This window comes from Alcaligenes sp. GW821-FHT11D07 (assembly GCF_058808495.1).
This window is the reverse complement of sequence record NZ_JBXART010000001.1, coordinates 774,669-797,173: the sequence shown is the minus strand read 5'-3', so window position 1 is coordinate 797,173 and position 22,505 is coordinate 774,669. Positions and strand designations below refer to the sequence as shown.

Here is a 22,505-nt window from a genome sequence, read left to right as displayed (position 1 = left end):
GTATTAATGACCTTCTTGTGGCTGTTCCGTGAGCAAGCGGTCCAAAATAGCTTGCGCGCCCTGCTGCTTGAGGTCTTCAGCCAAAGAAAGGCCCAAGGCCTCTGCCTCTTGTGCCGGGCCACTGATCTGGGCACGGTACACAGTAGAACCATCGGGTTCAGCAACCAAGCCGCTCAAACTGAGCTGCTCGCCTTGCAAAGTGGCGTAGGCTGCCAGGGGAACCTGACAGGAACCACCCAAAGCGCGCGATACAGCGCGTTCAGCCAAGGCGCAAACGCGGCTGGGGGCATCGGTCAAGGGCGCCAGCCACTGAGCCACATCGTCCCGGGTTTTCAGGATTTCAATACCTAAAGCACCCTGCCCGGCTGCTGGCAGACTGTCGTCTACCGAGATGTAATCGCGGATGCGCTCGGCCAATTCCAGGCGGCGCAAACCTGCCGAGGCCAGAATAATGGCATCGTAATCACCGCGATCCAGCTTGGACAGACGGGTTTGTACATTGCCACGCAGCGGACGGATATCCAGATGCGGATAGCGCTCGCGGATCTGGGACTCACGTCGCAAGCTGGAGGTACCGACAATGGCACCCGCAGGCAAAGCCGACAGATTGGCATAGGTGTTGGACACAAAGGCATCGCGAGGATCATCCCGTTCCATGATAACGGGCAGATCAAAGGACTCGGGCAACACCACTGGCACATCTTTCAAGGAGTGCACGGCCAGATGAGCACGCCCATCCAGCAAGGCGGTTTCAAGCTCTTTGACGAACAAGCCTTTGCCACCCACTTTGGACAAGGTACGGTCCAAAATCTGGTCACCACGCGTAGTCATTTCCAGCAAAGACACACGGCACTGCGGGTACAACTGCTGCAAACGGTCGCGAACATGCTTGGCTTGCCACAAGGCCAGTTGACTGGCACGAGTGGCAATCACCAATTCCTGAGGGGTAGAAGCCACAGCGGTCATGCAGCAAAATAGCGCACGATGGCTGCTGCAACAATACCGATAAGGGCCAGAATCCCTAAGCCTTGCAGCAGGGACATACCGCTTTCCTGGCCTTTGGCGTCGGAGGATTTAAAAATTGCCATAGAACTATGCTTCCTTGGTAGAACCTTTACGGTGCGCCAGCCATTTGCCCAGCGCCACCACTAATAAGGCACAAACAATCTCGATCCCGAGTTTAACAGGCTGGGGCTGGACACCGAATTGATTTTCCACAATCCCGTCGGTCACAAGCATGCCACCTGCAATCCAACCCAGCAAGGCACCCCCTAAGGTCACCACCACCGGGAAGCGGTCAATCAACTTCAGAACCAGGGTACTGCCCCAGACAATAATGGGGACACTTAGCAATAAACCAAAGATCACGTAACCCAATTGATGATCCAGATGGGCATTTTGCGCCGCACCTGCGATGGCAATCACATTGTCCAGACTCATGACAAAGTCGGCGATGATGATGGTTTTGACGGCAGCCAGGATCGTGCCGCTGCCTTTGATATTGCCGTGTGCGTCATCGTCAGGCATCAAGAGCTTGACGCCAATCCACAGCAGCAGCAAACCGCCGACGATTTTCAGGAACGGCAGATCCAGCAAGGTCAGTGCAAAGAAAATCAGCACGACGCGCAAAATGATCGCGCCAACAGTGCCCCACAAAATACCTTGCATGCGTTGTTGCTTGGGCAGATTGCGACAGGCAAGCGCAATGACGACAGCGTTATCGCCGCCCAGCAAAATATCAATCAGTACAATTTGAAACAGTGAACCCCAATGCAGGGTCTGGAGGAATTCAATCATCGTGTTCCCGTTTTGCTAAACCTTAGCTATTTCCCATTCAGGACAGACACCTTGTCATCGCCGGGCCATCCTGATCCAAGATCTTTTTGGAGGATAGCAAACCGTAGACAGTGAGTGCTGCGTGGGACCTTTTTTTTCTTGCGTAAATTGTTTCAGCATTATCAGGCTGGCCAGATTCGGGAAGGAATACGCCGGGATGTGGTGATTTTTCTACGAAACCGGCTGGCCAATCTTGTCTGGCTGCGTGAGCAGCCAGACAAAGAGCCCGCCAAAGCGGGCCCGCACTACTTTTTTACAGCACCGACTTGAGCAATTTGCCCATTTCGGATGGGTTGCGAGTGGTACGAATACCGCAAGCTTCCATGACTTCCAGTTTGGCGTCGGCCGTGTCGGCACCACCGGAGATCAGGGCACCAGCGTGGCCCATGCGTTTTCCGGGAGGCGCTGTCACACCAGCGATAAAGCCAACAACAGGCTTGGTCATATTGTCTTTAGCCCACAAAGCCGCGTTGACTTCGTCTGGACCGCCGATCTCGCCAATCATGATAACGGCATCGGTATCAGGATCGTCGTTGAACATCTTGAGCACGTCGATGTGCTTCAAGCCGTTGATTGGGTCGCCACCGATACCCACAGCCGAGGATTGACCCAGGCCCAGTTCGGTTACTTGAGCAACCGCTTCGTAAGTCAGCGTGCCGGAGCGGCTGACCACACCAATGCGGCCCTTGCGGTGAATGTGGCCAGGCATGATACCGATCTTCAACTCGTCAGGAGTAATCAGACCGGGGCAGTTCGGGCCCAACAGCAAGGTTTTGCGGTTTTCAGCACGCATGCGGTTGCGCACTTCCAGCATGTCACGCACAGGGATGCCTTCGGTAATGCAAATTACCAGATCCAGGTCAGCTTCAACGGCTTCCCAGATTGCAGCAGCAGCGCCTGCGGGTGGAACATAAATAACCGACACAGTCGCGCCAGTTTCAGCTTTGGCATCGGACACGGAGGCAAAAATTGGGATGCCTTCGAAGTCTTCACCAGCACGCTTGGGGTTCACGCCAGCCACAAAGGCTTCCATGCCGTTACCGTATTCACGGCACATGCGGGTGTGGAATTGGCCGGTCTTGCCGGTAATCCCTTGCGTGATGACTTTAGTGTCTTTATTGATCAGAATCGACATTTGCTAATCCTCAACCTTTTCTTACTTGGCGGCAGCGACAACAGCAGTCGCCGCTTCGGCCATCGTGTCAGCACTGATGATGGGCAGACCGGAATCGGCCAGCATTTTCTTGCCCAGCTCTTCGTTGGTACCCTTCATGCGCACCACCAGAGGCACGTTCAGGTTGACGGCCTTGCATGCAGCAATCACGCCTTCAGCGATCACGTCGCAGCGCATGATGCCACCGAAGATGTTGACCAGAATGGCTTTAACGCCCTTGTTGGCCAGCATGATCTTGAAGGCTTCAGTCACTTTCTCGGCCGTAGCGCCACCGCCCACGTCCAGGAAGTTGGCTGGCTCACCGCCAAACAACTTGATGGTGTCCATGGTAGCCATGGCCAGACCGGCACCGTTCACCAGGCAACCGATGTTGCCATCGAGCTGGATGTAGGCCAGATCGTATTTGCTGGCTTCAACTTCAGCAGGATCTTCTTCAGCCAAGTCACGGAAAGCCACGATATCGGGGTGACGGAACAAGGCGTTGCTATCGAAGTTGAACTTGGCGTCCAGAGCGATGATGTCGCCCGAGCCGGTCAGGATCAGCGGGTTGATCTCGGCCAGTTCAGCGTCGGTTTCGGTGTAGCACTTATACAGCTTCTGGAATTCAGCAACCGCTTTTTCGATCGAAGCGTCAGGTACGCCGATACCACGCGCCAAGGCAGTTGCCTGCTCGTTGGTCAGGCCGGTGGCTGGGTCCACGAATTCTTTCAAAATGGCGTCAGGATTGCGCTCGGCCACTTCTTCAATTTCCATACCGCCTTCGCGGGATGCCATCACGGCAACGCGCTGGGTGGCACGGTCGGTAACGATACCGACGTAGTATTCTTTCTGGATGTCAGCGCCTTCCTCAACCAGCAAACGACCCACTTTCTGGCCTTCAGGACCAGTTTGGTGAGTGATCAGCTGCATGCCCAGGATTTCCGAGGCCAGTTGACGCACTTCGTCGATCGAGCGAGCCAGCTTGACGCCACCGCCCTTACCACGGCCACCGGCGTGAATCTGAGCTTTAACAACCCACACAGAGCCACCCAGCTCTTGTGCAGCTGCAACAGCTTCATCGACGGAGAAGGCAGGAATTCCGCGTGGCACGGCAACGCCAAACTGCTTAAGCAGTGCCTTGCCCTGATATTCGTGAATTTTCATGTGATACCTGTCAGTCTAAAAACACAATAAAAAAAAGAAGGCAGGAACCCAAGGCCTAAGCCCCAGACCTGACTAAAACAAAAAACTAATCCACCCGGTCCGATACCGTGGGCCGATACCAGACTGGATAAAATTCCTCAACCACAGGACCGCTCAAACGCAAGGCATGGCAACCATCCAGATGGAATGGCTGCTTGTCGGTGCGATAAATTTCCGATTCGCCGCTGCTGCGTCGCCGGCCCGCCATCGTTTGCACAGCGGCCGTCGGCAACACTTGTGCCAGCTCGCTCATGTGCGTACAGCCAGCCGAGCGCCCAAAGCGTTCTTTGACACCTTGGCGAAACTGCTTGAGCAGGTTCAGGCCCACCAGCTTTTGGTAGGCATCCGAGATGGACGAACAGTTCTCCTGGTACGGAGCTGCGTCATAGACCGCCACGGCATCCACAATGGCAAAGCTGCTATCGATGGTCACACGCAGATGCATCAGGTGGACAGGATCACCGGCCTTATGGGTCTGGCCGTTACGTATGGGAAAGTCGTAGGACTTCACATCCAGCAGCGAAGCTTCCAAGTCCCAGAGGCCATCTTCACGTGCAAACGACTGTACCGTGATGGTACGAGTGTGCAGTGGTTCACGGGCAACGGACGGTGGAGGCAAAGGCATTGATATGAACGAGGCGGCAAGGTTGAAACCGATCAAGTATAACGCACCTCGTATGTTCCGTATCAGCCACTTACATAATCCGTAAGCGCTCAAAAAGCCAGCCAAACACTGGATTTACGCGGTGCCGACCCTACGGTATACCAAATTAAGATGAAAAAAACGACCGTCTGATGGGCGGTCGTTTTGATCTTGAGCAGGAAATCCGACAAGCGGGCTGGCAAAGCCTCCTCCAGCCACCTAGAAGGGACGGCTTATTTCAAGCTTGATCTTTTTCAGGCAGCAGCACGCAAGGCCTTGGCAGCATCCACCATTGCGAGCAAAGAGGCCTCGGTTTCCGTCCAACCCCGCGTCTTCAGACCACAGTCTGGATTAACCCACAAACGGTCCGCTGGCAAACGCTTGGCCGCCTCTCCCATCAGACGCACCATCCAATCCTTGTCCGGCACGTTCGGCGAGTGAATGTCATACACGCCCGGGCCAATATCATTGGGATACTCAAAGTCCTCGAAGGCTTCCAGCAACAACATATTGGAACGGGAGGTCTCAATGGTGATCACGTCCGCATCCATGTCGGCAATCGACTGCATGATGTCATTGAACTCGGAGTAACACATATGGGTGTGGATCTGCGTGGCATCGTTCACTGCACTGGTGGACAAGCGAAAGCAATCCACCGCCCAACCCAGGTAGGCTTGCCAATCTCCCCTACGTAGCGGCAGGCCTTCACGGAAGGCGGGTTCATCAATCTGGATGACATGGATACCGGCCTGCTCCAGATCGCAGACTTCGTCACGCAAGGCCAAAGCCAGTTGACGGCAGGTATCCGCACGCGGCTGATCGTCACGGACAAAAGACCACTGCAGCATGGTGACCGGCCCGGTCAACATGCCTTTGACAGGCCGCTCGGTCAAAGATTGGGCATAGGAGGACCAGCCCACACTCATAGGGGCGGGACGAACCACGTCACCAAAAATAATGGGAGGTTTCACGCAACGCGAACCGTAGCTTTGCACCCAGCCATTTTGCGTAAAGGCAAACCCACCCAGCAGTTCACCAAAGTATTCAACCATATCGTTACGCTCGGCTTCACCGTGCACCAGCACATCCAGCCCGATCCGTTCCTGAAAGCGTATGACCTGCTCGATTTCAGCCTGCATGGCTTTCTCGTAGGCCGAGTCAGTCAAAGAGCCATCGCGCCAGTCACGACGGGCTGTGCGGATTTCGTTCGTTTGGGGAAAGGAACCAATAGTAGTCGTGGGATAAGCGGGCAGCTTCAATTTATCGCGCTGCGCCTGGACTCGCTGAGCAAAAGGGGCTCGCTGCCGTTTGACCTGATCAATCTTGGCCATCTGAGCCCGAACAGAGGCATTATGCGTGCGAGTCGACTCCCGACGGGCTTTCAAGGCGGCACTTTGCGCCTGGACCGCTTGCCGTCCGGCCTCATCCAAAGAACCATCGACCAAGCCTTGCAACAACTTCAATTCGTCCAGTTTTTGCACAGCGAAAGACAGCCAACTTTTTAGCGTCGCATCCAAACCTGTCTCACCCTGCAGGTCCACCGGGACGTGCAGGAGCGAGCAAGAAGGCGCTATCCACAGGCGCTCACCCAAAGCAGCCTTTAAAGGACGAAGAATGTCAGCAGCATGCTCCAAATCGGTACGCCAGACATTTCGACCACAAATCACACCTGCGGACAAGACTTGGGCCGGAGCCAGGACCGCCTGTACTGCCTGCAACGCGGCAGGTGCACGGATAGCATCAATATGAACGCCCGCCACAGGCAGATCTTTCAGCACTGCCAGATTTTCATGAAGATCATCAAAGTAGGTCGCCAGTAAAACCTTAAGTCCAGCCTGGTCCAGATTCTGGTAGACACGGCGAAAAGCGTCTCGCCATTCTTGTGGCAAGTCCAACACCAGAATAGGTTCGTCAATCTGCACCCACTCTACGCCCTGCCCCTTGAAGCGTGCCAAAACCTCTTCGTAAACGGGCAGCAACGCATCCAGTAAAGCCAGCTTGCCCACATCCGCCAAACCCTCAAAGGCATCGCCCTTACCCAGCCACAGCCAAGTCAAGGGCCCCGGAATTACCGGTTTGGCTTTATAGCCCAAGGCTTGCGCCTCTGCGATCTGCTCAAACAGAGAATCACGGGCGATGCGGAAGGTTTGGCCGGGAACCAGCTCAGGAACGATGTAGTGATAGTTAGTATCGAACCATTTAGTCATCTCACACGCTGCTGCCGGAGTGCCGCTAGGAGCACGTCCACGAGCCATGCGAAACAAGGTATCCAGAGAAACCGGAGCGTTGTCGGCCTGACCAAAACGAGCAGGAACAGCACCTAATAGCGTGCTCCACTCCAAAATCTGGTCGTACCAGGCAAAGTCACCCACAGGAACGGTGTCCAGACCTGCCTTACCTTGCCGCTCCCAGTGCTGAGCGCGCAAGGCTTTGCCCGTCGTCAACAAATCCTCTTGACTGGCCTTGCCAGCCCAATAAGCCTCCAAGGAACGCTTCAATTCGCGTTGTGCACCCATGCGGGGGAAACCCAGATTATGAATAATAGTCATATTAAATCCAAAATTAGAAATCGGAGCACCCCATCAGGTACATGAAACTTATTGTGCCTGTATAATTCCTTGAAAAAAAATCAAATACACCATGCTAATTATGAATTTTCCTCAACATGCTTGAAATCCGACATTTAGAAACCCTGAGCGCCATTCGCGACAGCGGGAGCTTGCAAGAGGCTGCTGAGCGCTTGCATGTGACCCAATCCGCCTTATCGCACCAGTTGCGAGATCTGGAAGTGCGCCTGCAAGTTCAATTGCTGAACCGCCGCACTCGCCCTGCCCGTCTGACCACTGCCGCTTTGCGCATTTTGATGTTGGCCGACGATATCTTGCCGCGCGTGCGCGCCACCGAGCGCGACTTGCAGCGTCTAGCTGCGGGCCGCACTGGTCGTTTACATGTCGCGATTGATTGCCACTCTTGTTTTCAATGGCTGATGCCCGCACTGGACGCGTTCCGGCAACAGTGGCCGGATGTCACACTGGATTTAAGCGCCGCTTTTTCCTTTGCACCCTTGCCCGCCCTGCTGCGGGGTGATCTAGATGTGGTGATCACCTCCGACCCGCAGGACAATCCGGCCGTACACTACGAGCCGCTATTTCGCTACGAGCTGGTGCTGGCCGTAGCCAGCCAACACCCTTTAGCGCAATACCGTTATGTGGAGCCGTTCCAGTTGGCGGATCAAGTGATGATTACCTATCCGGTGGAACGTAATCGCCTGGATATATTCACGCAGTTTTTGACGCCCGCCGATATTGAACCAGCCAGCCTTCGCCAAGCAGAGTTGACACCCATGATTGTGCAATTGGTTGCCAGTCAACGCGGCGTGGCAGCCTTGCCGAACTGGGCTTTGACGGAATTTATCCATCCGGGCTCCATCCGAACGTGCCGACTGGGAGAACAAGGTATCTGGCGCACACTTTATGCGACGGTACGCAGTGAGGATTTGCAAGCAGACTACGTACAAGCCTTTCTGGCCCAAGCACGAGAAACCTGCTTCAAGAGTTTGCAAGGAATTGTGGCGGTACAGCCTTAAAAGCCGGCGGTTTAGGCGGGATCTTCTTCCCAATCGCCTAATATTTGCTGCAGAATGCGGCCGGAAAAACCACGGCTGGCCATGAACCGATATTGTTTGGCATAGCTGCGCGCATCTTCTGGCGGAGCGCTGAACTTTTTGCCCCACACTTGCTTGGCCCGCTCCAACTCCGTTGCCATCAATTCTTCTTTGATGATTTCTGTCTGGTGCACATCCACGCCATGCTGACGCAGCTCTTGCAAGATGACTCGAGTTCCTACGCGTGAGGCCCGACGATTAACCACGCTATGAGCAAAGCGCTCGTTAGAGAGCCATTTTTGCTCGACCAAGGCGTCCAGCAAGGCCTCAACTTCTTCCGCACTTTCAGCATGAGCGGCCAGGCGCCGCCCTAATTCCATCCGGGAATACTCGCGTCGGGACAAGAAATTCAAAGCCCGGGCTTTCAACGACAGCCCTGGGCGTCGTGAAGCGGGCTTTTTTTCTGAGGCTTGAGCAGTGGATTCGCCCAAGTCACCCGCTACTGCCCTGCTGCCCGCCTGATTAGGCTGGGCAGACAAAGCAGCTATACGCTCCCTTTGAGCTTGCTTCCGTTCCCGGATTTCCTCCGGGTCGGTCTCAAAGGGTTCATCATCGAACTCTGGGGGGAAAATCAGACGCCTCCCTCAGGTGTGGCAACAACAGGGGCGCTTTCATTACGGTTAACGGTGGCACTCATCAAAGCGACACCCAGTTTTTCACGCACCTTGTTTTCGATTTCACGTGCCATCTCGGGACGCTCTTTCAGGTATTCACGAACATTGTCTTTACCCTGACCGATACGATTGCCATCGTAGCTGTACCAGGCACCGGCCTTGTCCACCACACCAGCCTGCACGCCCAGATCGATAATCTCGCCTTCGCGTGAAATACCGCTGCCGTACATGATGTCGAATTCGGTTTGCTTGAACGGCGGCGCAACCTTGTTCTTGACCACTTTGACGCGTGTCTCGTTACCCACCATCTCGTCACCACGCTTGATGGAGCCGATACGACGAATATCCAAACGCACGGAAGAGTAAAACTTCAGGGCATTACCGCCTGTGGTGGTTTCGGGGTTGCCAAACATGACACCAATCTTCATACGGATCTGGTTAATGAAGATCACCATGCAATTGGCGCGTTTGATAGTGGCGGTCAGCTTGCGCAGGGCCTGGCTCATCAAACGAGCTTGCAAGCCGGGCAGAGAGTCGCCCATATCGCCTTCGATTTCAGCCTTGGGGGTCAGGGCGGCTACCGAGTCAATAACAATCAGGTCTACCGAACCGGAACGCACCAGAGCTTCTGTAATTTCCAGCGCTTGTTCGCCGGTATCGGGCTGAGAGATCAGCAAATCGGCCAGATTGACGCCCAGCTTTTGCGCGTACTGCACATCCAGAGCGTGCTCCGCATCGATAAAGGCACATGTGCCTTTGAGCTTTTGCATCTCGGCAATGACTTGCAGCGTCAAGGTGGTTTTACCCGACGATTCCGGACCGTAAATTTCGATAACGCGGCCACGAGGCAAGCCACCGACGCCCAGGGCGATATCCAGACCCAGAGAGCCCGTAGAAACAACCTGGATGTCATGCTCGACGGTGTCGTCGCCATAACGCATGATCGAACCTTTACCAAACTGCTTTTCGATTTGCGTCAGAGCGGCGGCCAGCGCTTTGGAACGTTCCGAGGCCACTGCTTTGCTATTTTTATCGTCCATGAAAAATCCTTGACTGTGGAATGGCGCCCCAACGGACGGGCACGGCAATTAAAAACCAAACCTAATTATTGCATCAAATTATACTGTATATATACACAGATATCCAAATAAATTAACTAGGCGCCATCGTTATCCCCTACTGACCCGCCTCCCGGCCTTGTGCAACAATGCCGGACAGCCGTTAAATCATTTGTTTGTGTAGGGTCATGCGCATACTCATAGCCGAAGACGACAGTATTCTCGCGGATGGACTTTCTCGCTCCTTACGCTACGAAGGCTATGCGGTCGATGTGGTGCACGACGGCGATAGCGCCGACTCGGCCCTGCAACTGCAAAGCTTCGATCTTCTGATCCTGGACCTGGATCTGCCCAAAAAACCCGGCTTATCGGTGTTGCAATCCATACGCCAACGCCAGGATACCCTGCCTGTCTTGATTTTGACCGCCAGCGACACGGTGGAGCAGCGCGTGCGCGGCCTGGATTTAGGCGCGGACGACTATATGTCCAAGCCTTTTGCACTGACCGAGCTGGAAGCACGCGTACGTGCCCTGACGCGCCGCAGCACCGGCACCAGCAGCGCCCTGCTGCATCACAAACGGCTCAGCTTCGATCTGAAAGGCCGCATGGCGTACATCGACAACCAACCTCTTGAGTTGTCGGCCCGTGAAACCAGCCTGCTGGAAATCTTTCTGTCCCGCAGCGGCCGCATGATCAGCAAAAATCAGTTTGTGGACCTGCTCTGTGAGTGGGGTGAGGAAGTCACCCCTAACGCTATCGAAGTCTACATTCACCGCCTACGCAAAAAACTGGAGCCCAGCGGAGTTCGCATTCTGACCGTACGCGGCTTGGGATATTGCCTGGAACCCGAGAAACTGCGAGAAGACGCTCCAGCCTAAGGGATCGTCATGCAGCACGCGTCACCCCCGTCCGATCCTCCTCGCCCCGCAAAGCCTGCCAGCCGCAAGCGCGTCACCCCGCGCCCGCTCATCCACAAGATCATGATCTGGATTTTCGGGCCCTTGTTCTTGCTGTGGACAATCGGCATTGTCATCACTTACTTCATTGCTCAGCACATTGCCAATTCACCCTATGACCGCACCTTGCGTGATCATCTGGATTTGCTCAGGGTGGAAATCAGCCAACAGGATCTGAATCAGCCCATTCATCTGTCCCATGGCGCCCAGACTATTTTGCGGCAGGACAGCCCCACTCCCACGCTGTGGCAGATCCGCGATGCCAATGGTGAACCTTTGGCCGGCAATGCCAATCTTCCCGTACCAGACAGCTGGAGTTACGACACCGACTTGCTGCGCTACAGGGACGTGGTTCTGGATGAGCAGAGCCTGCGCCTGGCCTACGTCTGGGGAGGAAGGGACAAAAACAACACGCCTTTTCTGGCGGTCGCGGCTGAAACCAATGAACATAGGGCCGTTCTACACAGAGAAATTCTGATCGGGATGCTGACCCCTCAATTCATTCTTGTGCCGCTGGCGGCTATGCTGGCAGGGCTGGGCCTGACGCACGGCCTGGAGCCCCTGAATCTGCTGCAGGCGCGTTTGCGTGCTCGTGCCGCCGGAGACCTGTCTCCCGTCGATCAAGCACAGGCCCCGGCTGAGATCGTCCCCCTGATCGATGCCATGAATGGACTACTGGCCCAGCAGGCCCAGTTCTCTGCCACACAGCGGCAATTTGTGGCCAATGCAGCCCATCAATTAAAAACACCGCTGGCTGGCATACGCACCCAAGCTGAATTGGCGCTGCGTGAACGCGACCCCAAGCAAACCGAAGCCAGCCTGCAACAACTGGTGCGCGGCACAGATCGCGCTACGCGTTTAGTGACCCAGATGCTGGCGCTGGCACGTGCTGAAAGCAGCGATGCCCTGTACGCCCCCACCAAACAGACGCTGGACCTGAATACGCTGACCGAGCTTTATGTGACCCAACGCGTTCCTGATGCCTTGAAACTGGGGCTGGACTTAGGGCTTGAAAACCACGCCACCGCTATCCTCTTGCAGGCGGACCCGGTGCTGCTGGATGAGCTGATTAACAACCTGCTGGACAATGCCCTGATCTACACCCCGGCTGGCGGCTGGATCACCATGCGTACAGGTCAATTCCAAGACAAGGCATGGCTGGAAATTGAAGACAACGGGCCGGGCATTCCGCCCGAGCATCAGAATCGAATCTTTGACCGCTTCTATCGCATTATGGGTAATCAGGCAGACGGTAGCGGCCTGGGGCTGGCGATTGTGCGCGAGATTGCCGACATCCACGGTGCCTCCATTGATTTCATGCCGCTAAGCGCGGGCCAGGACAGCGGCCTGCGCTTGCGAGTCACTTTCCCACTGTCTTTGCCTTGGAGAGCTTGAGCAGATGCCCCAGACAATCACCAGTGCAGCCATTCCCAAGCCCAAAGGAAAGCTTGATGCCCAAGGCCGAAAGGTCATTTTTGCCTCGGCGCTGGGCACCATGTTCGAGTGGTATGACTTTTATCTTTACGGCTCCATGGCCGCCATTTTGGCCCAGCATTTCTTCTCCGCCGTCAATCCGACTGCAGGCTTTATCTTCGCCTTGCTGGCCTTTGCCGCCGGCTTTGCGGTACGCCCTTTCGGAGCGCTGATTTTTGGCCGCATCGGGGACCGGGTTGGGCGCAAATACACTTTTTTAATCACCATTTTGTTGATGGGCCTGTCCACCTTTCTGGTCGGTGTTCTGCCCAGCTACGAGGCCATCGGCATGGCCGCCCCCATCATGCTGATTGTGCTGCGCCTGCTGCAAGGCCTGGCCATGGGTGGGGAATATGGTGGCGCCGCTACCTACGTTGCGGAATACGCGCCACAGCATAGACGCGGTTTTTACACCAGCTGGATTCAAACCACGGCCTCCGTGGGACTGCTTCTGTCTTTGCTTGTCATCATGGGCATACGCAGCGCCGTGGGTGAAGAAGCCTTCGTCGTCTGGGGCTGGCGCATTCCTTTTCTGATTTCCGTGCTGCTCTTGGCAATTTCGGTCTGGATACGGATGAACTTGAAAGAGTCCCCGGCCTTCCAGCACATTAAAGAAGAAGGCACGCTCTCCAGCTCGCCCATTACGGAATCTTTCGGTCGCTGGGCGAATCTGCGCATCGCCTTGCTGGCCCTGTTCGGCTTGACCGCCGGACAAGGCGTGGTCTGGTACACGGGTCAGTTCTACGCTTTATTTTTCATCACCCAAATGCTGGGTTTACAGGCCAATCTAGCCCAGACCCTGATGGTGATTTCCCTGCTGCTGGCTACGCCTTTATTTATCTTCTTTGGCTGGCTGTCCGACCAAATTGGCCGCAAGCCAATTATTCTGACGGGCTGTTTACTGGCCGCCCTGACCTACTACCCCGCTTTTCAAGGTCTGGCTTATTTCGCCAACCCTGCTCTGGTGCAAGCCCAGAAACAGGCGCCCGTCACCGTTATTACTGATCCGGCCAGTTGCTCCTTCCAGTTCAATCCCGTAGGCACCCATACCTTCACCAGCTCCTGCGATATTGTGAAGTCCTTTATGGCCAGCCACGCGGTCAGCTACAACAACGTGAAGGGTTCACCAGGCCAAGTCGCCCAAGTGCGCATTGGCGATCACATCATTGACGCGTTCGAGGGTACTCATTTAAGCCGCGCCGACTTCGCCCTGCATTCGCAAGAGCTGAAAAATGAACTGAAGGAAACCATGCGCCAGTACGGCTATCCGGACGGCGCAGACCCCGAACGGATCAATAAAGTCATGCTGGTTGTCCTGCTGACCTATCTGGTCGGGCTGGTTACAGCCGTGTATGGCCCCATCGCGGCCATGCTGGTGGAAATGTTCCCCATCCGCATCCGCTACACCTCCATGAGCTTGCCCTATCACATTGGCAATGGCTGGTTCGGGGGCTTTTTGCCCACGCTGTCCTTTGCCATGATTGCTGTCACCGGAAATATTTACGATGGCTTGTGGTATCCCATCCTGATCTGTCTGTTGACCGTCGCCATTGGTGCTCCTTTCGTGCGTGAAACGCGCCATAACGACATCAATCGCTAGTGCTAAAAGCTGCCGGACACACGCAAACCTAGCACTGCCGCGCAAATGCAAGGGTCGGTAAATCGGCGGGCGACACGAGAAGATCTGCGCGTACAATCGAACATTGCCTCGGGCTTTTTGCCCGCTCCATTACTCCGTTTTTTTTATCTTCGTATCCATGTGGTTTAAGAATCTACGCATCTATCGTCTCTCCCCCGACTGGGTATGTTCCGCCGATGAGCTGGAAGAAGCTCTGGCCAAACACAGCTTCACTCCTGGCTCCAGCCAAGACCCTTTAAGCCTGGGTTGGGTTAGCCCACGCGAGAACGGCGCTCTGGTCCATGAAGTCAACGGCCAGTACCTGATCGCTTTACGTGCTGAAAAGAAACTGCTGCCTACCACCGTGATCAATCAGGTCGCTCGTGAAAAGGCCCGCGATATCGAAGAGCAGCAAGGCTACAAACCCGGCCGCAAGCAAATGAAGGAAATCAAGGAACAAGTCATTATTGACTTGATGCCTCGTGCCTTTGCCGTTTCGCGTGATACCCGCGTCTGGCTGGATACTCGCAATCACTGGCTGGCCATCGACGCGGCTGCTACCGCCAAGAGCGATGAAGTTCTGGGCCTGCTGGCCAAGAGCGTGGAGCCCTTCCCCGTTCTTGCGCTATACACCGAACAGTCTCCCGGTGCTGCCATGACCTCCTGGCTGGTAGAGCAAGAGGAACTGAGCAACTTCACCATAGATCAGGACACCGAACTGCGCTCCACCGGCGACAGCGGCGCCGCCGTGCGCTACGTCAAGCAAAGCGCGGATATCGACGAAGTGCGCAAGCACGTTCAGGCCGGCAAGCAGTGCACCCGTTTGGCAATGACCTGGGCCGATCGCATCAGCTTTGTGTTGACCGATGCCATGGACATCAAACGTGTCGCTCCGCTGGATATCCTGACTGAAAAGCAGGACGTGACTGCCGTCAATGACGATGAAATCTTTGACGCCGACATGACCTTGATGACCGCCGAGCTGGCCAAAATGATCAGCGATCTGGTGGAAGTCCTGGGCGGCGAACGCAAGTCCTGATGCCGATACAGCCGCCCTTCAGGCCAGATCCTGCTGGGCGGCGCGGTACACACCGGGCGTCATTCCTGTCCAATGACGGAAGGCCCGGTGAAAGGTCGCTGGCGAGCTGAACTTGAGTGCATACGCAATTTCAGCCAGCGACATATCTTTGCGCAGCAGCTTGAAAATCGCCAAGTCCCGGCGTAACTCATCCTTGATTCCCTGAAACGACAGGCCCTCTTCCTGCAGCCTACGTATCAGTGTGCGCGGCGACATGTGCAATTTGCCCGACACGTCCTGCAAGGTATAGCCCACATCCGTGTGCAGAATTTCACGCACTTTCAAGCGCAGGGCATGCTCGTGATAAGAGGTAAAAATCCAGTCACGCGGAGCCCGCTCCAGAAAGGCACGCGCCTCTACTTGCGTGCGCTGCGGACGCACCTGCCCCAACTCCACGCCAAACAAGATGTGCGAACAGGGCGCATCAAAACTGACGGTGGCGGGAAACAGCACGGAATAATCCGAGGCAAAGCTAGGACGGGGAAACGCAAAAGCCACCTGCTGTACAGGCACTTCACGCCCCATCAACCAGGACACAATGCCGTGCGTGAATTTCAGCATGAGCGCATGGCCGAAGCGGTGCACAAAGGCAGTGGAATAGCGCGGCACCAATTCGATGCCCAGCTCTTTATCAGTACGAATCAGGTTCAAACTGAAATCATCCAGCAGTAGATTCCAAAACTGGGTAAAGCGATACAAGGCCACATTGATGGAAGGTGCGTCCCGCACGGTGCGCACAATGTATTTCAAGGCCCCCGAGCGTACCGGCCGCGTCCAAAAGCCCATCATTTCATCGCCCGTTTTTTTGGCACTTTCCTGATAGAGGCGTACTAACTGGTCCCGTGTCAGCCGGGCGCCAGGCCGATCAATAAAGCCCTTCACAATTCCCGCCTGCTTCAAGCAGTGGTCCAGTACCTCTTCGGAATAACTGGTGCGCAGGCTTTGAAACCAGTCTTGCACCAGATCCAACGCCACTGTGGCGGTACGGGCAGCATCTACAGGCACGGGAAGCGCGCCGGGTGGAGCATTCATTTCCTATGACCTCTCAAAGATTGTCACTTTTTGCATATTCAGCGTCAGTATTGGCTATTGGGTAAGGCTCTAAACCATCCTATGCTGACAAGCATAATACAAGGAGACATCACCATGTTAGGCACTGGAAATATGATGCAAATGCCCTTGCTCATCAGTTCGATTCTCACCCACGCCGTAGAGAATAACCCTGAGCAGGAAATAGTCACCGCACTGGATAATGGCGAGCTTCATCGCTACACCTATCTTGAATTTGCCCACCGCGTTCAGGATCTGGCCCAAGGACTGCGCGCACGTCAGCTGCAGACCGGGGAGCGCGTGGCGACTTTGGCATGGAACACCTACCGCCATCTTGAAATTTATTACGCCACCTCGGGCATCGGTTTGGTCTGCCACACCGTCAACCCACGTCTGACGCGCGAGCAAATTGCATTCATCATCAATGATGCCCAAGACACGGCGCTGTTCTACGACGAACATTTCGACGAACTGGTGATGTATCTGCAAACCCAATGCCCAACGGTAAAACACTGGGTACGCATGGGCAGCCAGACCGACGGTCCCTTAGCCGACCAATATGAAAGCTGGCTGGGCAATGACACGGCTGGCTTTGAATGGCCGGTCTTTGACGAAAATACCGCCAGTGGCTTGTGCTACACCTCCGGCACTACCGGAGAGCCCAAAGGCGCCTTGTACACGCACCGCTCCACGCTTTTGCATGCCTATGCCTCGGCCCACCCCAATGCCCTGTGCATTGCCAGCGCCGATGCTGTCATGCCTTTGGTGCCCATGTTTCACGTCAACGCCTGGGGCTTGCCTTACTCGGGTTTGATGTCCGGTGCCAAGATTGTGCTGCCAGGCTCCAATCTGCAAGGAGAGCGCATTTACTCCTTGTGTGAGCGTGCGGGTGTCACCTTATCGGCCGGCGTGCCTACCATCTGGAAAACAGTCCTGGATTACGCCAAGGCTAACAACCAGGCTTTCAGCACACTGGAGCGCATTCTGATTGGTGGCTCGGCCTGCCCGCCCAATATGATCGCCACCTGGGCGTCCTACGGCATTACCGTGCGTCACGCCTGGGGCATGACAGAAACGTCGCCTTTGGGCACAGTTTGCCAATTACTGCCCAAGCACCAGACTTTGCCTGAAGCCCAAAAACAGCACGTACTGGCCTCGCAAGGCCGCGCCCTGTTCGGTGCCCGCCTGAAAACCGTGGATGACCACGGCGACACCTTGCCACGCGACGGCAAAAGCAGCGGCCACCTTTTGATCCAGGGAAACTGGATATTGGATCGCTATTACGGCAAGCCCGATCTGGCCAGTGAAGACGGCTGGTTTCGCACGGGTGACGTAGGCGCGATCGACGCCGACGGCTATGTCTACATTACCGACCGCAGCAAGGACGTGATCAAGTCCGGCGGCGAATGGATTTCCTCCATCGAAATAGAAAACATCGCGATGGAAGAACCCTTAGTCGAAATGGCCGCCTGCATCGCCCAGGCGGACGACAAATGGGGTGAACGTCCCGTGCTGTTTGTGGTGGCCCGCGAAGGCGCCGAGCTGGATGAAGCGCACATGCTGGAACGCTATCAGGACCGCGTGACCCGCTGGTCCGTCCCGGACAAAGTTATTTTTATTGACCAGATGCCCATGACAGCAACTGGAAAGATCCAAAAAGTGGCACTACGCAAAATGCTGGCGGATCAAACAGATCCCCGCTAATTGGCCCACGTGCCCACGCTTTAACATTACCCAAGGAGTTTATTATGGCCGCCCCTTTCCTGCTCACCACCGAGCTGGACAACATCGGAATTGTCACGCTGAACAAAGCGCACAAGCGCAACGCCCTGGATGAAGACGCGATTGCCGAAATTGATGCGTATTTCTCCAATATTCCCGAGCACATCCGGGTCATTCTGATGAAAGCAGAAGGCGACCACTTTTGCGCTGGCCTGGACCTGAAAGAGCACCACGACAAGGAACGCGGCGCAGTCGATTTCCTGCGTGTTTGCCAGAGCTGGCACCGCGCCTTTGACAAGATCGAACACGGCGGCATTCCTGTCATCGCCTGCCTGCAAGGTGCCGTGGTGGGTGGTGGCCTGGAACTGGCCAGCGCCGCCCATATTCGCGTTGCGGACAGCAGCACCTTTTTCGCCTTGCCTGAAGGCACTCGCGGCATTTTCACCGGCGGTGGCGCAACCGTGCGCACGGCCAAGATCATCTCCCCCAACCGCATGATTGAACTGATGCTGACGGGCCGCGTGCTCGATGCCGTGGAGGGAGAACGACTGGGGCTGGCGCACTACGTGTGCAATAACGAAGCCAACCCGAAAACAGCCTATGAGCTGAGCCTGGAACTGGCCCAGCGCATTGCAGGCAATGCTCTCTTATCGAACTACGCCATCGTCAGCTCGATCAGCCGCATTGCCGACATGTCTGCCACCGATGGCCTCTTTGCCGAGGGCTTGATGGCAGCGGTAGTACAAACCGGGCGGGATGTGCAGGACCGTCTGGGGGAGTTTGTTAATAAAAAAGCTCATAAAGTAAAGCCGACCAAATAGTGTTGGCCATGCGGACATGGGCATTAATCACAACAAAGACGGAGACAAAACCATGCTGTCGCATCAAGAGTTAAGCCAGGCACTGTCTGGACTACAGGAATATGAGCAACTCAAGTCGCAGCGTCGGCGCCTGGCATTTGCCTGCGCCGGCATCTGCCTGGGGCTGACCAGCCTGTTTATTGTGACGGCCATTTTTTGGCCGGGTGCATTAAGCCATGCCTTGGACAGTAAAGGAGCTGTTACCAATGGCATGTTGTATGGAATAGGACTGATTTTTGTGTCCTGGCTGTTAACCGGAGTGTATATCCACGTCGCCAACACCCGCTTTGATCCGCTGTGCGAACGTGTACTGGCTAAGGTGCGCGCATGAATACACAAGCCATCATGATCTTTGGCGCTTTTGTCCTGGTCACCCTGGGCATTACCTATTGGGCTTCCTCGCGCACCCGCTCCAGTTCGGACTTTTACACGGCTGGGGGCGGTATTACCGGCACCCAAAATGGCCTGGCCATTGTGGGCGACTATATGTCGGCAGCCACCTTGCTGGGGATTTCTTCCCTGGCCTTTACTAACGGCTTTGATTCGCTGCTGTATGCCGTCTGCGCCTTTATAGGCTGGCCGGTCATCATGTTCCTGATTGCCGAGCGCTTACGCAATCTGGGACGCTATACCCTGAGCGACATCGTCTCTTACCGCCTGGATGAACGCAGCACACGCATCTTTACCGCCATCAGTTCGCTGACCGTGGTGCTGTTCTACCTGATCGTACAAATGGTAGGTGCCGGTCAGTTGGTACAGTTGCTGTTTGGCATTGATTACAGCTACGCCGTGATTGCTGTGGGCTTGCTGATGATGGTGTACGTGGTGGTGGGCGGTATGGTGGCCACTACCTGGGTACAGATCATCAAGGCCATTTTGATGATGGGCAATGGTTTTCTGATGGCAGGCTTGGCCCTGTATTACTTTAACTTCGACTTCTCTGCCCTGGTCAACGCTGCTGCCGAGCATCATCAGGCTGGCGAAGCCATGAAGGGTCCCTGGAAGCTGATGGCCGATCCTTTCTCGGGTCTGTCTCTGGCCGTGTCACTGGTGTTTGGTATTGCCGGTTTGCCCCACATCATGATGCGCTTTTTCACTGTGCCCGATGCCCGCGCGGCTCGCAAATCGGTATTTGTGGCCACCGGTCTGATGGGCGTGTTCTTTGTAGTGATCTGCTTTCTGGGCTTGAGTGCCATGGCGATCCTGCCCAACTACCCCGAGTTCTACGTGGATGGCAAGGTTGGCGGTATGGTGCTGGGTGGTTCTAACATGCCTATCATGCACTTGGCCACGGCCTTGGGCGGCAACCTCCTGTTTGGCTTGTTGGCTGCCGTCTCCTTTGCCACGATTCTGGCCGTGGTCAGTGGTTTGACCTTGGCGGGTGCCTCCGCTGTCGCACACGACTTGTATGCCAAAGTCATCCGCCGCGACGACGTAACACCTTCGCAGGCGATGCGAGTCAACCGTCTGGCCTCTATCGGCATTGGTTTTGTCGCTATCTTCTTGGGCTTGCTGTTCCGTGATCAGAACGTGGCATTCCTGGTGGCCCTGGCCTTCAGTATTGCCGCATCGGCCAACTTCCCGGTCCTGCTCATGTCCATGTACTGCCGTGACATCACCACTCGTGGCGTTATCTATGGCGGTATGGCCGGTCTGCTGGTGGCCCTGGGCCTGGTGATTTTGTCGCCAGCCGTGTGGGTACGCATTCTGGGCTTTTCCGAAGCCGTATTCCCTTACGACTTCCCAACCTTAATTTCCATGCCTTTGGCATTCATTACGATTTATCTGGTATCGAAACTGGACCGCAGCAGCCGGGCCAGCCAGGACAGGGCCGGTTTTGACGCCCAGGAAGTCCGGGCTGAAACCGCCGTTGGCATTGCGGCTGTCTCTCACTGAGTACTTGGTACTCTGGCGGTAGTCCAGCCCGATCGGACTGCCGCCCCTTGTTTTAATTCATCTCAGCAGGAGCATCACCATGACAGAGTTAAACACCCCCGAAATCGCTCACTACATCGGAGGTGGCCAGCAGGCTGGCGCCGGTACACGTACGCAACCGGTGTACAACCCGGCCACCGGCCAGGTCAGCGCCAAGGTCAAACTGGGTAGCCAAGAAGATATTGACGCCGCAGTGGCCAGTGCCCAAGCCGCTTTCCCCGCTTGGGCCGACACCCCACCGCTACGCCGCGCCCGCGTGCTGTTCAACTTTTTGGCCTTGCTCAATGAGAACAAGGAAAAGCTGGCAGCCATGATTACCGCCGAGCATGGCAAGGTTCTGTCCGATGCAATGGGTGAAGTCACCCGCGGTATTGAAATTGTGGAGTTTGCCTGCGGCATTCCTCAGTTGCTCAAAGGTGATTTCACTGAGCAGGTCAGCACCAATATCGACAACTGGACCATGCGCCAGCCGCTGGGCGTGGTCGCTGGTATCACCCCTTTCAACTTCCCGGTCATGGTGCCCATGTGGATGTTCCCTGTGGCGATTGCGGCGGGCAACACTTTTGTGCTCAAGCCCAGCCCTATCGACCCCAGCCCCAGCCTGTTCATTGCCGAGCTGCTGAAAAAAGCCGGCCTGCCCGATGGCGTGTTCAACGTGGTGCAAGGCGACAAAGACGCTGTTGAGGCTTTGGTCAATCACCAAGATGTGCAAGCCGTGTCCTTTGTGGGCTCCACCCCGATTGCCAACCGCATCTATGAAATGGGCGCAATCGGTGGCAAGCGCGTGCAAGCCCTGGGCGGTGCGAAGAACCATCTGGTTGTCATGCCGGACGCCGACATCGACCTGACCGTGGACGCCCTGATCGGCGCTGCCTACGGCTCGGCTGGCGAGCGTTGCATGGCCATCTCGGTAGCGGTGCTGGTGGGTGATTCCGCCGAGCGCGTCCTGCCTGCGCTGGAAGAACGTACTCGCAGCCTGAAGATTCTGAACGGCACCAATGCGGCGGCAGAAATGGGCCCCATCGTGACCCCACAAGCACGCGAACGCATCAGTGGCTGCATCGACAAGGGTGTACAGGAAGGTGCCAAACTGCTGGTGGACGGTCGCAGCTTTGACGGCGCTAAAGCCGGCGAAGGTTGCGAGGACGGCTTCTGGATGGGCGGGACGTTATTCGATCACGTCACTCCCGACATGAGCGTGTACCAGGAAGAAATCTTTGGCCCTGTGCTGTCCTGCGTACGCGTACCGGATCTGGCCAGCGCCATCGAGCTGATCAACAAGCACCAGTTCGGTAACGGCGTGGCTTGCTTTACCAGCGACGGTAACGTGGCCCGTGAATTTGGCCGCCGCATCCATGTGGGTATGGTCGGTATCAACGTCCCTATTCCAGTCCCTATGGCCTGGCACGGTTTTGGCGGCTGGAAGAAGAGCCTGTTTGGCGATATGCACGCCTACGGTGAAGAAGGCGTGCGTTTCTACACGCGCCAAAAATCCATCATGCAGCGCTGGCCTGAAAGCATCTCCAAAGGCGCAGAATTTGCCATGCCTACGTCCAAGTAATAACAGGGTTTTCATGCCGAGCTGAACGCGGCTTCTAGCTTGTTCAGTTCAGCACGTAGGGGCGACATAAAGCCGCCCTTG

The 22,505-nt window shown here is 55.8% G+C and carries 20 protein-coding genes; 10 read left to right on the top strand and 10 right to left on the bottom strand.

All coding sequences use genetic code 11. The features are described 5' to 3' along the window. Nucleotides 1-3 precede the first annotated feature (3 nt). From hemC to metE, 7 genes are all read right to left on the bottom strand, one after another. Nucleotides 4-966 (bottom strand): hydroxymethylbilane synthase, encoded by a 963-nt coding sequence (hemC, locus tag AC1RSM_RS03620; protein ID WP_492929563.1) that lies wholly within the window; start codon nt 964-966, stop codon nt 4-6. Continuing rightward, nucleotides 963-1,088, bottom strand: a complete 126-nt coding sequence (locus AC1RSM_RS03615; protein ID WP_492929562.1) for a hypothetical protein — start codon at nt 1,086-1,088, stop codon at nt 963-965. The genes hemC and AC1RSM_RS03615 overlap by 4 nt, the downstream gene beginning before the upstream one ends. Nucleotides 1,089-1,092: 4 nt before the next feature. After that, nucleotides 1,093-1,797 carry a TerC family protein gene (locus AC1RSM_RS03610; protein WP_492929560.1) on the bottom strand — a complete coding sequence of 235 codons (705 nt, stop codon included), beginning with the start codon at nt 1,795-1,797 and terminating at the stop codon, nt 1,093-1,095. Nucleotides 1,798-2,089: 292 nt separating this feature from the next. Then, a complete protein-coding gene (gene sucD / locus AC1RSM_RS03605) occupies nt 2,090-2,971 on the bottom strand; it encodes a succinate--CoA ligase subunit alpha (RefSeq protein WP_492929559.1) in 882 nt (293 codons plus the stop codon). A 21-nt stretch (nt 2,972-2,992) separates the two neighbouring features. Further along, nucleotides 2,993-4,153 carry an ADP-forming succinate--CoA ligase subunit beta gene (gene sucC / locus AC1RSM_RS03600; RefSeq protein WP_492929557.1) on the bottom strand — a complete coding sequence of 387 codons (1,161 nt, stop codon included), beginning with the start codon at nt 4,151-4,153 and terminating at the stop codon, nt 2,993-2,995. Nucleotides 4,154-4,238: 85 nt separating this feature from the next. Further along, nucleotides 4,239-4,817, bottom strand: a complete 579-nt coding sequence (locus tag AC1RSM_RS03595) for a DUF2889 domain-containing protein (RefSeq protein WP_492929555.1) — start codon at nt 4,815-4,817, stop codon at nt 4,239-4,241. Nucleotides 4,818-5,089: 272 nt separating this feature from the next. Beyond that, nucleotides 5,090-7,384, bottom strand: a complete 2,295-nt coding sequence (gene metE / locus AC1RSM_RS03590) for a 5-methyltetrahydropteroyltriglutamate--homocysteine S-methyltransferase (RefSeq protein ID WP_492929553.1) — start codon at nt 7,382-7,384, stop codon at nt 5,090-5,092. 116 nt (nt 7,385-7,500) lie between these two features. On the opposite strand from metE, the gene AC1RSM_RS03585 reads away from it, so the two are divergent. Beyond that, entirely contained in the window at nt 7,501-8,421 is a 921-nt protein-coding gene (locus AC1RSM_RS03585; RefSeq protein WP_492929551.1) for a LysR family transcriptional regulator, read from the top strand. 11 nt (nt 8,422-8,432) lie between these two features. On the opposite strand, the gene recX is transcribed toward AC1RSM_RS03585, so the two are convergent. Continuing rightward, nucleotides 8,433-8,930, bottom strand: a complete 498-nt coding sequence (recX, locus tag AC1RSM_RS03580) for a recombination regulator RecX (RefSeq protein WP_492931441.1) — start codon at nt 8,928-8,930, stop codon at nt 8,433-8,435. 140 nt (nt 8,931-9,070) lie between these two features. Further along, a complete protein-coding gene (gene recA / locus AC1RSM_RS03575) occupies nt 9,071-10,153 on the bottom strand; it encodes a recombinase RecA (protein ID WP_492929549.1) in 1,083 nt (360 codons plus the stop codon). Between the two features lie 206 nt (nt 10,154-10,359). Here recA and AC1RSM_RS03570 point away from each other — a divergent pair, with 206 nt between their 5' ends. The 4 genes from AC1RSM_RS03570 (at nt 10,360) to AC1RSM_RS03555 (ending at nt 15,257) form a co-directional block, all read left to right on the top strand. Further along, a complete protein-coding gene (locus AC1RSM_RS03570; RefSeq protein ID WP_003799515.1) occupies nt 10,360-11,049 on the top strand; it encodes a response regulator transcription factor in 690 nt (229 codons plus the stop codon). Nucleotides 11,050-11,058: 9 nt separating this feature from the next. Then, nucleotides 11,059-12,522, top strand: a complete 1,464-nt coding sequence (locus AC1RSM_RS03565) for a sensor histidine kinase (RefSeq protein WP_492929547.1) — start codon at nt 11,059-11,061, stop codon at nt 12,520-12,522. Between the two features lie 4 nt (nt 12,523-12,526). Next, entirely contained in the window at nt 12,527-14,200 is a 1,674-nt protein-coding gene (locus AC1RSM_RS03560) for an MFS transporter (RefSeq protein ID WP_492929545.1), read from the top strand. Between the two features lie 157 nt (nt 14,201-14,357). Next, nucleotides 14,358-15,257, top strand: coding sequence for a recombination-associated protein RdgC (locus AC1RSM_RS03555; RefSeq protein ID WP_492929543.1), 900 nt, complete (start codon nt 14,358-14,360; stop codon nt 15,255-15,257). Nucleotides 15,258-15,275: 18 nt separating this feature from the next. Here AC1RSM_RS03555 and AC1RSM_RS03550 read toward each other — a convergent pair whose 3' ends face one another. Continuing rightward, nucleotides 15,276-16,328, bottom strand: coding sequence for a helix-turn-helix domain-containing protein (locus AC1RSM_RS03550; protein WP_492929541.1), 1,053 nt, complete (start codon nt 16,326-16,328; stop codon nt 15,276-15,278). Nucleotides 16,329-16,442: 114 nt separating this feature from the next. On the opposite strand from AC1RSM_RS03550, the gene AC1RSM_RS03545 reads away from it, so the two are divergent. The 5 genes from AC1RSM_RS03545 (at nt 16,443) to AC1RSM_RS03525 (ending at nt 22,424) form a co-directional block, all read left to right on the top strand. Then, complete coding sequence (locus tag AC1RSM_RS03545; protein WP_492929539.1) at nt 16,443-18,050, top strand: long-chain-fatty-acid--CoA ligase; 1,608 nt, start codon at nt 16,443-16,445, stop codon at nt 18,048-18,050. Between the two features lie 44 nt (nt 18,051-18,094). Continuing rightward, nucleotides 18,095-18,889 carry a crotonase/enoyl-CoA hydratase family protein gene (locus tag AC1RSM_RS03540; RefSeq protein WP_492929537.1) on the top strand — a complete coding sequence of 265 codons (795 nt, stop codon included), beginning with the start codon at nt 18,095-18,097 and terminating at the stop codon, nt 18,887-18,889. A 16-nt stretch (nt 18,890-18,905) separates the two neighbouring features. Further along, on the top strand, nt 18,906-19,259 hold the full coding sequence (locus AC1RSM_RS03535) for a DUF485 domain-containing protein (RefSeq protein WP_492929535.1): 354 nt from the start codon (nt 18,906-18,908) through the stop codon (nt 19,257-19,259). Further along, nucleotides 19,256-20,824: a sodium:solute symporter family transporter gene (locus tag AC1RSM_RS03530; RefSeq protein ID WP_492929533.1), complete on the top strand. Its 1,569-nt coding sequence runs from the start codon at nt 19,256-19,258 to the stop codon at nt 20,822-20,824. Before AC1RSM_RS03535 ends, AC1RSM_RS03530 begins: the two co-directional genes overlap by 4 nt. Nucleotides 20,825-20,903: 79 nt before the next feature. After that, nucleotides 20,904-22,424, top strand: a complete 1,521-nt coding sequence (locus AC1RSM_RS03525; protein WP_492929531.1) for a CoA-acylating methylmalonate-semialdehyde dehydrogenase — start codon at nt 20,904-20,906, stop codon at nt 22,422-22,424. Nucleotides 22,425-22,505 lie beyond the last annotated feature (81 nt).